This window comes from Xaviernesmea rhizosphaerae (genome assembly GCF_001938945.1).
GTDB classification, from domain to species: domain Bacteria; phylum Pseudomonadota; class Alphaproteobacteria; order Rhizobiales; family Rhizobiaceae; genus Xaviernesmea; species Xaviernesmea rhizosphaerae.
Map to the genome: position 1 here is coordinate 547,474 of NZ_MKIO01000021.1, position 13,250 is coordinate 560,723.

Below are 13,250 nucleotides of genomic sequence, written 5' to 3' on the forward strand. Positions count from 1 at the left end.
GAGATTTCGATGGCTCTCGAGATGACCGACGACAAGCCCGACGAAAAGCCGGATGTGCGCGCCAATCTGGTGCATTCCGCCATTCCCGCCGACGAACTGGCGCGCCTGTCGGACGACATCGTGGCGGCGCTGAAGACCGTCTATGACCCGGAGATCCCGGCCGACATCTTCGAACTCGGCCTGATCTACAAGATCGACATCGAGGACGACCGCACGGTCAAGATCGCCATGACGCTGACGGCGCCTGGCTGCCCTGTCGCTGGCGAAATGCCGGGATGGGTCGAGAATGCCGTCGGAGCGGTCGAAGGTGTCTCGGGCGTCGAGGTCACCATGACCTTCGATCCGCCATGGACGCCGGACCGCATGTCGGAAGAGGCCCAGGTGGCGATCGGCTGGTATTGAGCCCGCCCTCACGGGGACCGCTTCATCGATTGTCCGCCAGGAGACGCGCGGCCGGGCGCACATCGCCAAGTCTGGTGATGCGCCTTGATTAGCGCCCGCGCGCGATTTACATCTATTTGTATAGCAGGCGCCGAAACTTGACCTCGGCGGCGAGCAGGGATGATGAAAATGGCTTTTGCAGTCATGAGCATGACGGATGCGGCGGCAGCGCGCGTTCGTAAGATCGTGGATAATTCGGGCGAGCCGGCGAAAGGCATTCGCGTGTCGATCCGCAAGGGTGGTTGCGCCGGCATGGAATATGCGATCGATCTGGTGACCGAGGTGCAGCCGAAGGACGATCTGATCGAGCATCAGGGCGCGCGCGTCTATGTGGCGCCGGAGGCGGTGCTCTACCTGCTGGGCACGCGCATGGATTTCGAAACGACGACGCTGCGTTCCGGCTTCACCTTCAGCAATCCCAACCAGACCTCGGCCTGCGGCTGCGGCGAGTCGGTCGAGTTGAAACCGGCGGATCTCGCGGCTTTGGCCGCGCGCGGCGAAGCGGTGGTGCGCGCTTCCTGACCTTGTCTCCGGCTGATTGACTTGTCTCGCGGGTCGGGCGAGCCATCGGCTGCGATGGCAGATCAAGATGAGCACTCACGCCGCTTTCGAACGACCGCCGCGATCGTCAGCCCTGGCGCCTTGGCGAGGGGGGTGCAGGTGAGGCGTAACTGCTATGGCCCGATGCCGCCTGAGCGGGGAGGCTGAACGGCATGGAATGACAGCGCCCCGCTCTGGATGGTGCTGGGAGGATCTGTCGGGCTGCCGCCAGGGGCACGGCTGGACTGGTGTGTCGGTGCAGGAGGGAATGATCGTGGCGGGCGCAGGAGAACCGAGGGCAGGCAGGCTCGCGGATGCGATCGATCCGTCGGATCTCATGCAGGCGCTCTATGCCGATAATCCCGACCCTATTCTGATCGTCGGCGCGGATGGACGCGTACGATCCGCCAATGCCGCTGCCCGCTGCCTGTTTGCGACTGAAAGCCTCACCGCTCGCCCCCTGGAACATTTCGTCATCTCGCCGGACGAAAAAAGCGACAGTGTCCGGCTGCTGCGCCCGGATGGCAGCTCGGCCGTGTGCCGTCATCGTCGGCATGCCCTTGCCGATGGAGCCAGCCTGTACGTATTCCGCGATGTCGAGTCGGGCACTTCGCCCTTCGATCTGCGCAGCGCGCATATTGTGTGGGCGGCGTTGCAGGCCATCACGGAGGGCGTGGCAATCTATGACGAGCAGGAAAAGCTGCTCGCTTTCAACGAGGCCTATGAGCGTCTCTGCGAGATCGCCGGCCTGACGCCAAGGCCGGGCCTGTCGGTGCGCGAGCTGATCGGCGACTGGCTTCATCTGGGCGGCGCGCCGGCAGGTGTGGATGAGGCGATGATCGAAATCATCATCGACCGGTACATGCAGGAATTTCGCGAGCCGACCCTGCGCACCCGCATCATGCCGTTCGGCGATGGGCGCTGGATGCGGGTCGAAAACATCCGCACGCCAAGCGGCGCGGTGGTTGGCATCCGCGCCGATGTGACGGAGCTGCGCGAGGCGGAGATCGCTCTGGAACGGCAGCGCTTCGAGTGCAAGACGCTGATCGAGCATATTCCGGATTTCCTCCTGCGCTTCGCGCCCGATGGCACCATCACGTTCGTCAACGAGAATTTCACGCGGTTCCGAGGCAGCAGCGCGGAGGCTTATCTCGGGCACAGGGTTCAGGAGTTTCTGAAGGGGGGCGAGGACGATCCCTTGTGGCTGGCGCTGACCGCGCTGACGCCGACACAGCCCATCACCCGTTACGAAGACCGGATGAAGAGCATCAATGGCGAGGAAATCTGGATCTTCTGGTCCTCTATCGCCGCATTCGAGGACGACCACCTGCTGGAATATGTCGCGATCGGACGCGATATCAGCATGCTCAAGGAGCAGCAGCAGCGAATCGAGGAGCAGGCACGCGAGCTCAAGCGCAAGAACGATGCGTTGAACCAGTTCACCGGCACGGTCTCGCACGATCTCAAGGCGCCGCTCCGGCATGTGTCGATGTTTTCGGAAATGATGTGCGAGGACATCCAGCGCGGCGAATATGCCTCGGCGCCGGTCTATGCCGATCACCTGCGCCAGGCGGTGCGGCGCATGCGCAAGATGATCGACAGCCTCCTGGATTATGCGCGCGTGGCCGATGCCATCGTCACGCCGGAGCGGCTCAATCTGCGCCAGCCGGTGGAGGAGGCGCTGATCAATCTGGCGAGCTCGATCGCCGATGCCGAGGCGGTGATCGAGATCGGCGAGCTGCCGGATGTGATAGGCGACCAGGCGCTGCTTGCCCGGCTCTGCCAGAACATCATCGGCAATGCCGTCAAATACCGCCGCCAGGACGCGGCCCCCTATATCCGCATTCGCAGCGGGACAGGGACCAAGGATACGGTGCGGATCCTCTTCGAGGACAATGGCATCGGCATCGAGCCGCGTTACGCCCAGAAGATCTTCGAGGTTTTCCAGCGGCTCCATCGCGACGAAAGCGTCTATCCGGGAACCGGCATCGGCCTGGCGCTCGCCCAGCGCGTGGCCGAAAGCCACCGCGGCACCATCGAACTCGATACGGACTATCAGGGCGGCACCTGCTTCGTCCTGACCCTGCCGGCGATAAAGTCCACAGCTCGGCGATAGAACCGCTTCGCTGCGCGGGGAGGCCGGGGCGTTTTTCGCGGTCGCTTGGAGGATCTTCGCACGGCATCTGCGCACGTCGCACAACGACGCGTAAACCCGCTCAGGCGGTCGTGTCGCGTGCTGCGCCTTCGATTTTCAGCCCGATGCTTGCGCGCCAAGAGGCCTCGCCACAGGCGAGGCCTCTGATCTTTTTCGGCAGTCTACTCCGCCGCCTCGGCATAGGCTTCCAGCGGCAAGCAGGTGCAGACGAGGTTGCGGTCGCCATAGACATTGTCGACGCGATTGACCGGCGACCAGTACTTGTCCACCCGGAAGGCGCCCGGCGGATAGCAGGCCTGTTCGCGCGAATAGGGGCGGTCCCATTCGCCGACCAGATCCTCCACCGTATGCGGCGCGTTCTTCAGCGGGTTGTTGGCCTTGTCCATCCGCCCGTCTTCGATCGCCCGCGCTTCCTCGCGGATCGCCAGCATGGCGGTGCAGAAGCGGTCGATCTCGGCCTTGGTCTCCGATTCGGTCGGTTCCACCATCAGCGTGCCGGCCACCGGCCAGCTCATGGTCGGCGCGTGGAAGCCGCAGTCGATCAGGCGCTTGGCGATGTCGTCGACACTCACGCCGGCGCTCTGGGCGAGCGGGCGGGTGTCGAGGATGCATTCATGCGCCACGCGGCCCCTGGCCGAGGCATAGAGCGTCTCAAAGGCGCCCTTCAGCCGGGCGGCGATGTAGTTGGCGTTGAGGATCGCCACCTTGGTCGCCTGCGTCAGGCCTTCGCCACCCATCATCAGGCAATAGGCCCAGGAGATCGGTAGGATCGAGGCCGAGCCGAAGGGCGCGGCCGAGACGGCGCCGGCCGTCGTGGAATTGGCCTGTTCGGGATGACCCGGCAGATAGGGCGCCAGATGCGCCTTGACGCCGATCGGCCCCATGCCCGGCCCGCCGCCGCCATGCGGGATGCAGAAGGTCTTGTGCAGGTTGAGATGGCTGACATCGGAGCCGATATCGCCGGGACGGGAGAGGCCGACCATGGCGTTCATATTGGCGCCGTCGAGATAGACCTGCCCGCCATGGGCATGGACGATCTCGCAGACCTCGCGCACATTCTCCTCGAACACCCCATGGGTCGAGGGATAGGTGATCATGCAGCAGGAGAGGTTGGCGGCATGGGCCTCGGCCTTGGCGCGGAAGTCCTCCATGTCGATATCGCCATTCTCGCGCACCTTGACCACGACCACCTTCATCCCGACCATCTGGGCGGAAGCCGGATTGGTGCCATGGGCCGAGGTCGGGATCAGGCAGACATCGCGATGATGCTCGCCGCGCGCCTGATGATAGGCGCGGATGGTCAGAAGACCGGCATATTCGCCTTGAGCGCCGGAATTCGGCTGCATGGAAATCGCGTCATAGCCGGTGATCTGGCAGAGCTTGGCCGAGAGGTCCTCGATCATCACCCGATAGCCTTCCGCCTGATCGGCCGGCGCGAAGGGGTGGATCTCGGCAAATTCCGGCCAGGTGATCGGCAGCATCTCCGCCGTGGCGTTGAGCTTCATCGTGCAGGAGCCAAGCGGAATCATCGCCCGGTCGAGCGCGAGGTCGCGGTCCGAGAGCCGGCGGATGTAGCGGGTCATCTCGCTTTCTGCCCGGTTCATGTGGAAGATCGGATGGGTGAGATAATCGCTGGTGCGCAGCAGATCGGCCGGCAGGCGATGGTCCTTCTCGCCCACCTCGATCAGTGCGCCGTCGCCGCCGAAGGCGCGCAGCACGGATGCGATGGTCGCGGGACGCGAGCGCTCGTCCAGGCTGATGCCGATTCGATCCTCACCGACCTTGCGCAGGTTGATGCCCTCGGCGAGCGCGGCCTTGAGGATGACGCCCTGGAAGCGGCCGACCTCGACCGTGAAGGTGTCGAAGAAGCGGTCCGGCGCAATGGTATAGCCGAGCGCTTCGAGACCCTTTGCAAGCTGGACGGCCTTCAGATGCACCCGCTGGGCGATCGCCTTCAGGCCCTTCGGCCCATGGAAGACGGCATACATCGAGGCCATGACCGCCAGCAGCACCTGTGCGGTGCAGATGTTCGAGGTCGCCTTTTCGCGGCGGATATGCTGCTCGCGCGTCTGCAGTGCCAGGCGGAAGGCGCGGTTGCCGCGCGAATCGACAGAGACGCCGACAAGGCGGCCGGGCATGGAGCGCTTATGCGCATCCTTGACTGACATGAAGGCCGCATGCGGCCCGCCATAGCCGACCGGCACGCCAAAGCGTTGGGCCGAGCCGATGGCGATATCAGCACCCATTTCGCCCGGCGACTTTAGCACGGTAAGGGCCAGCAGATCGGTGGCGACGGCGAGGATCGCGCCGGTCTGGCGCAGGCGTGCGGCCAGGCCGGAAAAGTCGCTCACATGCCCATGCGTGCCGGGATATTGCACCAGCGCGCCGAAAACCTCGGTCGGGTCAAGATCGGCGAAGGGATCGCCGATCTTGAGGCTCCAGCCGAGCGGCTCGGCCCGGGTCATCAAAAGCGCGATTGTCTGCGGATGGCAGTTGGCGTCCACGAAGAAGGCCGTGGCCTTGTTCTTGGCCACACGCTGGCACAGCGCCATGGCTTCGGCCGCCGCCGTCGCCTCGTCCAGCAGCGAGGCATTGGCGATGTCGAGGCCCGTGAGGTCGCAGACCATGGTCTGGTAGTTCAGCAAGGCTTCCAGACGGCCCTGGCTGATCTCGGGCTGGTAGGGCGTGTAGGCCGTGTACCAGGCCGGATTTTCCAGGATGGTGCGCTGGATCACCGGCGGCGTGATCGTGCCGTAATAGCCCTGGCCGATCAGCGAGACGAACGGCTTGTTGAGGTTGGCCGTGGCGCGCAGTCTGTCCAGCGCCTGGCGCTCGGTCATCGGCGCGCCGAAGGACAGCGGCACCTTCTGGCGAATGCCCGAGGGCACGGTATCGTCAATGAGAGCATCGAGCGTGGGATAGCCGATCACCTTCAGCATCTCGGCCATTTCCTCGGGCGAGGGGCCGATATGGCGGCGATTGGCGAAATCATAGGGCTCGTAATCGGTAAAGCGGAAATCCTCGCTCATCAGGCGATCAGCTCCTTATAGGCGGCCTCGTCCAGCAGCGCATTGGCGGCGGAGGGATCGGCGAGCTTCAGCTTGAAGAACCAGCCATCGCCTTCCGGATCGCTGTTGACCAGCGCCGGATCCTCGACGATCGCGGGGTTGATGCCGACGATCTCGCCATCCAGCGGACAATAGACGTCGGAGGCTGCCTTGACCGATTCGACCGTAGCCGCGCTCGCGCCCTTCTCGAAGCTGGCACCTTCTTCCGGCAGTTCAACGAAGACGAGATCGCCGAGCTGGTCGGCGGCATGGCGGGTGATGCCGACAGTGGCGACATCGCCTTCGATCTTCAGCCATTCGTGCTCTTCGGTAAATTTCAGCATGGATCGGTTCCTTGGTTCGGCGGAGGCCGGCGTGATTGCGGAAAAGCGCGGCGTCCAGGTGGTGTGTCCGGAGGATGGCCGGAGGATGGATGGTCTGGAAGAAGGGGTGGCCCGCGCGTCTGTTCCCGCGAAGGTCAGAAGCGCACGGCCTCAGCGCTTGAAGGTCGGCGCGACGAAGGGCAGGGCGGCGACCGCAACCGGCAGGCGCTTGCCGCGCAGCTCGGCAAACAGGGCCGTGCCGGGCTTGGCATGGGCGCTGTCGACATAGCCCATGGCCACGGGCCGCTCGGCGCTGGGGCCGAAGCCGCCCGAGCTGACGGAGCCGACCGGCTCCTGCCCGTCTTCGCTGGCAAAAAGCGTGACGCCGGCGCGCACCGGGGCCTTGCCTTCCGGCGCCAGGCCGACGCGCAGCCGCTTCGGGCCGGCTTCCAGCGCGGCGAAGACGACATCGGCGCCGGGGAAACCGCCGGCGCGCGCGCCGGCCGGCTTGCGGGCCTTGCCGATTGCCCAGGTCAGCGCCGCCTCGACCGGATTGGTCGTCGGGTCGATGTCGTTGCCATGCAGGCAGAGGCCGGCTTCCAGCCGCAGGGAATCGCGCGCGCCAAGGCCGATCGGCAGCACGTCGGGATGTTCGAGCAGGCGCCTGGCGAGGTCTTCGGCGCTTGCCGCCGGCACGGAGATCTCGAACCCGTCCTCGCCGGTATAGCCGGAACGGGAAATCAGGCAGTCGATATCGTGCAGGGCGGCCTCGGCCACATCCATGAAGCGCATGGCGGTGACATCGGCCCAGAGCTCGGCCAGCACGGCCTCGGCGCGCGGGCCCTGCAGCGCGATCAGGGCGCGGTCTTCGAGCATCTCCACCGAACAGCTCTCGGACAGGGCTGCCTGGAGATGGGCGAAGTCGGCGTGTTTGTTGGCGGCGTTGACGACGAGGAAGAGATGATCGCCGCGGTTGACGACCATGAGGTCGTCCAGAATGCCGCCAGCGGCATTGGTGAACAGGGCATAGCGCTGGCGGCCGACGCCCAGCCCCAGAATATCGGCCGGAACCAACGTTTCCAGCGCGGCGGCCGCATCCTCGACCTTGCCGCTCGCGGGCAGGATGCGGATCTGCCCCATATGCGACACGTCGAACAGGCCGGCGGCCGCGCGCGTGTGGAGATGTTCTTTCAGAACGCCGGCGGGATATTGCACCGGCATCTCATATCCGGCGAAGGGCACCATGCGGGCGCCGAGCGCGCGATGCAGCGCGGCAAGCGGGGTCTGTTTCAGGCTGGCGTGATCGTCCACATCCGGTCTCCAGGTCAAGCGCACGGACAGGCCGCGCGCCGGCTCAACGATGCGGCGTCGCGTGACGCCGTCTGGTTCGAGCCCCCTCTGTCCCTTCTGCCTGAGATTGTTATCCCTTCGGCGAGCGACACGTGAGGTCGCTTCTCTCCAGATTGTACCGGCCGGCGCTGGTCCTTGGGCCTGAGAGTTTCCGGGGCGGTTGCTCCTTCGGCACCGGCGTCCCGATCAATGTCGAGGCACCGGATTCTCCCAACGCGGTCGTTCTCCAATAAAGACGATCGCGGGCGCTTGGCAAGGGGGCCGTGTCGTTGCTGGACAAAATTTCGTCGCAGCCCACAAGGCGCGACGGATCTGTGGCGGCGCAGACGGCGCAACGAGAAGCGCGAGGATGAGACTTTGGAAGTGGGAAGGGAAACGGAAAGGATCGGCATATCGGGCAGCGCAGGCCGATGCGGACAGAGCGCTGTCAGTCAAAGCATCAGGCGAAGGCGCTGAGCGGATCGAAGGCGGCTTGTTCTTCTTCCTCGGCCTGTTGGTCTTCGGCCGGCGGCTGGTCGTCGCGCTGGGGCTCGCCGTCTTCCATCATCTCGGCATAGTGGCGCAGCACGCGGGCATAGGTTTCCTGCTGCAGCTGCCAGCCGCGCTCCATCAGCATCAGGGACAGGCCGGTATTGCTGGCGCTCGGCTCGACGATGCGCGGCTTGGCGGTTTCGCCCGGCGGCCTGGTCTGCAGAAGCGTGATCGCCTCGTCCGCCGGCTGATCGCCGGCCATGCGTGCCTTCGGCTTAATCGCCTCGGCGGCGTAAGCCGCCGTGGTCGCCGATACGGTGACGACTTGGGTCATGACATTGAGCCCTGCCTTTCGAAACGTGAACCGGATGAAGAAAAATCGGGTTATCCACGGTCACGAATCGACTGTACGGACTGCACGTCAACGAGGGCTCAAGAATAGCTGCCGTATTTGCTGCAAATTTTACGGAATTTCTCTCGGATGCCCAGTATAGCCAGGCTTTCCGTCTTGGGAGGCTCGGGCGGCAACGCCATCCGAACAGGCGGGGTCAGACGGGCAGGCTTTTAAGACAATTCGAAACAATGCGGATAAGGCGCTGTTTTCATGGCGATTTACGAAGCGGCCGCGGCCGCGGCCATGGGAATGCCGGCGCCTGTACCTGCGGCCGTCGCCGCGATTTCCGTGCGCATGCGGGGCAGGGCGCCCGGATAATGCGTGCGGATGAAATCGATCATTTTCTCGCGCATTTCGCAGCGCAGGTCGAAGGCCATGCCCGAATTCGGCGCAGAACAGAGGATGCGGATCTCCATCGTCTGCTCCTTCAGGTCCGTCACCGCCACATTGATGACATCGCGATCCCACAGCGGCGAGGCAGCGACGATCTCCTCCGCCTTGCTGCGGATGGCCGCCACGGGAACGTCATAGTCGAGATAGACCATCACGGTCCCGATCAGCGAGGCGGTTTCGCGCGTCCAGTTCTGGAAGGGCTTCTCGATGAAATAGCTGAGCGGCAGAACCAGACGGCGCCAGTCCCACAGCTTCACCACGACATAGGTGGAGGTTATCTCCTCCACCTTGCCCCATTCGCCCTCGACCAGCAGCGCATCGTCGATGCGGATCGGCTGGGTGATGGCGAGCTGGATGCCGGCGAGCAGGTTCTTCAGCACGGGCTGCAGCGCCAGACCCAGCACGATGCCCGCGACGCCGGCCGAGGCCAGCAGGCTGACGCCATATTGCTGGACGGCGGGAAAGGTCATCAGCGCGGCCGCGAAGCCGACGACGACGATGATCAGGGACGCGATCCGCTCCATGATGCGCGATTGCGTCACATGCTTGCGCGCCATCAGATTGTCTTCGGCATCGAGCTTGTAGCGGCGCAGATAGACGATCGTCCAGATGTGCAGCGCCGTCTTGGCGATCCAGGCGACCACGGCGATGAAAGCAATCAGCAGCCCATGGCGCAGCACGCTCGCCTGGTCATAGCTCAAGGGCGCAAGCGTGACGGCGAAGGCCAGCGCCATCACGAGAATCAGCAGCCGCGCCGGCCGCTCCGTGCGCTGCACCAGCGAGCGCCAGAACAGATCGCGCGTGGCGACCAGCCGGGTGAGAATGCGATAGGTCACGCGGTGGACGAAGAGCCCGAACGCGAAGAAGACCGCGAGGATGACGAGACTGAACACCCAGCTGGGCACCCAGTTCAGTTCCGTCTCGATTTGGATCAGGATCTGGCGCATGCACAAAAGGCTAGGGTGCGATGCAATAATGGGAAGGGGGTAGCGCGCAAGCGCTTTGCTTGCCGCCGGACTTGACCATAAGGACGAGCCTCGCCAGAAGCTTTGCAGCCGACATCACAGCTTTGCGAGGCGACAGCCGGCGGCCCTTTGGTTAAGGAAAGATTCAGCAAAACGGCGCATCAGAACGTCAGGATGGTCCGCCTGTCGCCCAGCCTTTGCCGACACAACTTCGCCGCGATCCTGCCGTCAAGGAGGCCGCATGTTCCGATCCGCTCTGCTTCGTTCGCCCCATGCCGCCGCTGCCGGCACCTTGCTGCCTGCCCTGCGCCGGCTTACGGCCGTGGCTGCGCTCGGCCTCGTCCTGTCTGGCTGTCTGGCGCTGGAGGATGTCGCCCAGGCGCCGCAGCTCTCCAGCCAGGTGAAGGCCCAGATGGCGGCAAAGGGCACGACGCCGGAAAGCCCTGTCCTGGTGCGCATCTTCAAGCAGGAGAGCGAGCTGGAAATCTGGAAGGCGGACAGGTCAGGCAATTTCGCCCTGTTCAAGACCTATCCGATGTGCCGCTGGTCAGGAAAACTGGGTCCGAAGACGAAGGCCGGCGACCGGCAGGCGCCGGAGGGCTTCTATTCGGTGTCGGCCGGACAGCTCAATCCGAAGTCGCAATATTACGTCTCCTTCAATCTCGGCTATCCGAACCGGCTGGAACAGGCGCTCGGCTATACCGGCGAGGCGCTGATGGTGCATGGCGCCTGCTCGTCCTCCGGCTGCTATGCCATGACCGACAAGGGCGTGGGCGAGATCTACGCCATCGTCGCCAAGGCGCTGGAAAGCGGGCAGAAGAGTTTCCAGGTTCAGGCCTATCCATTCCGCATGACCGCCGCCAACATGGCCGCTCATCGCGGCGATCCCAACATGCCCTTCTGGCGCACGCTGAAGGAGGGCTATGATGCCTTTTCCATCACCCGCCGCCCGCCCAAGGTCTCGGCCTGCGGCGGCCGCTATGTGTTCAACAAGGACTTTGCCGGCGGTGAGCCGGAAAACCCCGTAGCCGCCTGCCCGCCCGCGACCGATCTGCTCGACGCCACGCTGACGGCGCGGCTGCAGGCGGAGGAAAGCAAGGTCGATACCGCGCTGGCCGGCGGCCTGCCGGTCTCTTCCTCGATGAGCGCCTATGTCGATGGCGGCATGCACAAGAGCTTCCGCGCGATCCTGCAGCAGGCCGGGCCGAAGACCATGGCCGCGAAGGTCTCCGGCACCAAATATCCGGTCAGCCGGCCCGAAGCGGCGCTCGCCGATCCCTTTCCGGGCGAGTGATTTGGCGCATTGGCGCCGGGGAGCGAACAGCGGGACCCGGATTTTCGGAAAATCCGATGCAAACACAAAGCGCAAGAGCGACAGAATCTCGGCGAGATCGCGTTATGCGATAGAGAATCCGAACATTCTAAAAATGGTTGCATACAACCATAGGAAATGATTATCCTCACCTGCAATCTTTGAGTTTCCCCGGGGCCGGGGCCGTCGACGGCGTTCGGTGCGCGCTTTCATGCGTCGCGAACTCGATGATGCACGCGGTTCGGTCGGTCGTTCGCTCCGTCAAACGGAGCAGGGGGTGAGAGTTGATCCTTATCATTATTTGGTTTGCCTTTGCGTTGCTGTTCGGTTTCCTCACGGCGAATATGGCAAGGCGGCGCGGGAGAGATTCGTCCGTCTGGGGCATTCTGGGGTTTCTCTTCGGCATCTTCGCCATGATCCTGCTTTTCCTCGCCGGTGACGCCTCGACGCGCGCCAGCTGAAGGCTTTGCTCGGCAGGGGCGCCGTCACGCGAGCGACGGTCGATCCGGCGAAGAGAAAACGGCTTGGGTGAAACGAGATGTGATCCGATGTGAAGCGGGATGCACGTCACAGCGCCGGCCCGAGCTATCGGGCCTGTGTTTCGCCGTGAATCGGACGGGAAAACAAGGCTCTGGATGCTTTCACCCGGTGCTGCGCGCCGAGGGTGAAACAGGACGTCAGCGCACCCTCACCTCGTGGTTTTGCTTCAGGCGACGCGACCGCGCCGGGGCGTGAGACAATCTGCGGCCTTGCGGGCAGGACATTTGCAAGGGCAAAGAGATCACGGCGTGGGCGCGAAGCGGGCGATCACGCCGTGCGCCACCCGCGGCGCTCTTGCGTCAACTGCCTGAAAGCATGCTCCCATGGCCGACTTCTCTCTCTGGACCGCGATCGTTGCGGGCGCCTTGTCCTTCCTGTCGCCCTGCGTGCTGCCGCTGGTGCCGCCCTATCTCTGCTATATGGCCGGCATCACCGTGGACGAGTTTCGCGGGCAGGGGGCTGTGCCTGTCGCGGTGGGCGGCCCTTCCGGTTCGCCTGCGGCCGGCGCGCGCAAGGCCGTGCTTCTGGCGGCGCTCTGCTTCACGCTCGGCTTTTCCACCGTCTTCGTCGCGCTGGGCGCCGGCGCGTCCTCGATCGGCATGGCGCTGCGCCAGCATATCGACCTTCTGGCGCAGCTGGGCGGACTGGTGATCATCGCCATGGGGCTGAATTTTCTCGGTGTGCTGCGCATAGGCCTGTTCGCGCGCGAGGCCCGCTTCCAGGGCGCCGGCCGGCCGGCGACGCTGTCGGGCGCCTATCTGATGGGGCTGGCCTTCGCCTTCGGCTGGACACCCTGCATCGGCCCCGTGCTCGGCACCATCCTGGCGGTGGCCGCCGTGCGCGAAACGGTCGGCAGCGGCGCGTTGCTGCTCGCCTTCTATTCGCTCGGCCTCGCCATTCCCTTCCTGATCGCCGCGGCCTTCTCCGGCGCCTTCATGCGCTTTCTCACCCGCTTCCGCCGCCATCTCGGCCTGGTCGAGAAGGTCATCGGCGCGCTGCTGGTGCTGGCAGGCCTCGCCTTCGTCTTCGGCTGGGTCAGCCTTGCGGCGATCTGGTTCCAGCAGACCTTTCCCATCCTGACGCGGATCGGTTGACGGCATGGGCCTGAAAACGACGTGCCGTCCGATGCTTCAAGACCTAGAGCATCGGACTGAAAATGGCACGCAGTTCGCTGCTCTAGGCCTTTGTTTCCGCATCGGATTTATCCGAAAACCGGTTCCCACTTTTCGGACCGATGCCCTAGGCTCAGGACTCATAAATCACAACCAAAAGATAACGGTTGCAGCGATGCATATGCTTGAGAAGAAGGTATGCGCGCA

The 13,250-nt window shown here is 64.3% G+C and carries 11 protein-coding genes and 1 riboswitch; of the genes, 6 read left to right on the forward strand and 5 right to left on the reverse strand.

The genetic code is table 11. The features are described 5' to 3' along the window. Positions 1-21 precede the first annotated feature (21 nt). From BJF92_RS06420 to BJF92_RS06430, 3 genes are all read left to right on the forward strand, one after another. A complete protein-coding gene (locus tag BJF92_RS06420) occupies positions 22-402 on the forward strand; it encodes an SUF system Fe-S cluster assembly protein (RefSeq protein ID WP_075633972.1) in 381 nt (126 codons plus the stop codon). 168 nt (positions 403-570) lie between these two features. Continuing rightward, entirely contained in the window at positions 571-963 is a 393-nt protein-coding gene (gene sufA / locus BJF92_RS06425; protein WP_075633973.1) for a Fe-S cluster assembly scaffold SufA, read from the forward strand. Between the two features lie 292 nt (positions 964-1,255). Further along, positions 1,256-3,097 carry an ATP-binding protein gene (locus BJF92_RS06430; RefSeq protein ID WP_158032203.1) on the forward strand — a complete coding sequence of 614 codons (1,842 nt, stop codon included), beginning with the start codon at positions 1,256-1,258 and terminating at the stop codon, positions 3,095-3,097. Between the two features lie 200 nt (positions 3,098-3,297). On the opposite strand, the gene gcvP is transcribed toward BJF92_RS06430, so the two are convergent. The 5 genes from gcvP to BJF92_RS06455 all read right to left on the reverse strand — a co-directional run bounded on the left by gcvP (position 3,298) and on the right by BJF92_RS06455 (position 10,061). Then, positions 3,298-6,165 (reverse strand): aminomethyl-transferring glycine dehydrogenase, encoded by a 2,868-nt coding sequence (gene gcvP, locus BJF92_RS06435; protein WP_075633906.1) that lies wholly within the window; start codon positions 6,163-6,165, stop codon positions 3,298-3,300. Further along, a complete protein-coding gene (gene gcvH, locus BJF92_RS06440; protein WP_075633907.1) occupies positions 6,165-6,527 on the reverse strand; it encodes a glycine cleavage system protein GcvH in 363 nt (120 codons plus the stop codon). Before gcvH ends, gcvP begins: the two co-directional genes overlap by 1 nt. Before the next feature lie 150 nt (positions 6,528-6,677). After that, the gene (gcvT, locus tag BJF92_RS06445) at positions 6,678-7,817 is read right to left on the reverse strand and encodes a glycine cleavage system aminomethyltransferase GcvT (protein WP_075633908.1); all 1,140 of its coding nucleotides are present in this window, start codon (positions 7,815-7,817) and stop codon (positions 6,678-6,680) included. 158 nt (positions 7,818-7,975) lie between these two features. Beyond that, positions 7,976-8,079, reverse strand: a riboswitch (glycine riboswitch). A gap of 216 nt (positions 8,080-8,295) precedes the next feature. Then, positions 8,296-8,661 (reverse strand): hypothetical protein, encoded by a 366-nt coding sequence (locus BJF92_RS06450; protein ID WP_075633909.1) that lies wholly within the window; start codon positions 8,659-8,661, stop codon positions 8,296-8,298. A 278-nt stretch (positions 8,662-8,939) separates the two neighbouring features. After that, on the reverse strand, positions 8,940-10,061 hold the full coding sequence (locus BJF92_RS06455; RefSeq protein ID WP_075633910.1) for a mechanosensitive ion channel family protein: 1,122 nt from the start codon (positions 10,059-10,061) through the stop codon (positions 8,940-8,942). 259 nt (positions 10,062-10,320) lie between these two features. Here BJF92_RS06455 and BJF92_RS06460 point away from each other — a divergent pair, with 259 nt between their 5' ends. The 3 genes from BJF92_RS06460 to BJF92_RS06465 all read left to right on the forward strand — a co-directional run bounded on the left by BJF92_RS06460 (position 10,321) and on the right by BJF92_RS06465 (position 13,025). Continuing rightward, positions 10,321-11,373 (forward strand): L,D-transpeptidase family protein, encoded by a 1,053-nt coding sequence (locus tag BJF92_RS06460; protein ID WP_075633911.1) that lies wholly within the window; start codon positions 10,321-10,323, stop codon positions 11,371-11,373. Between the two features lie 302 nt (positions 11,374-11,675). Beyond that, positions 11,676-11,852, forward strand: coding sequence for a hypothetical protein (locus BJF92_RS25515; protein WP_158032204.1), 177 nt, complete (start codon positions 11,676-11,678; stop codon positions 11,850-11,852). 402 nt (positions 11,853-12,254) lie between these two features. Further along, on the forward strand, positions 12,255-13,025 hold the full coding sequence (locus BJF92_RS06465; RefSeq protein WP_075633912.1) for a cytochrome c biogenesis CcdA family protein: 771 nt from the start codon (positions 12,255-12,257) through the stop codon (positions 13,023-13,025). Positions 13,026-13,250 lie beyond the last annotated feature (225 nt).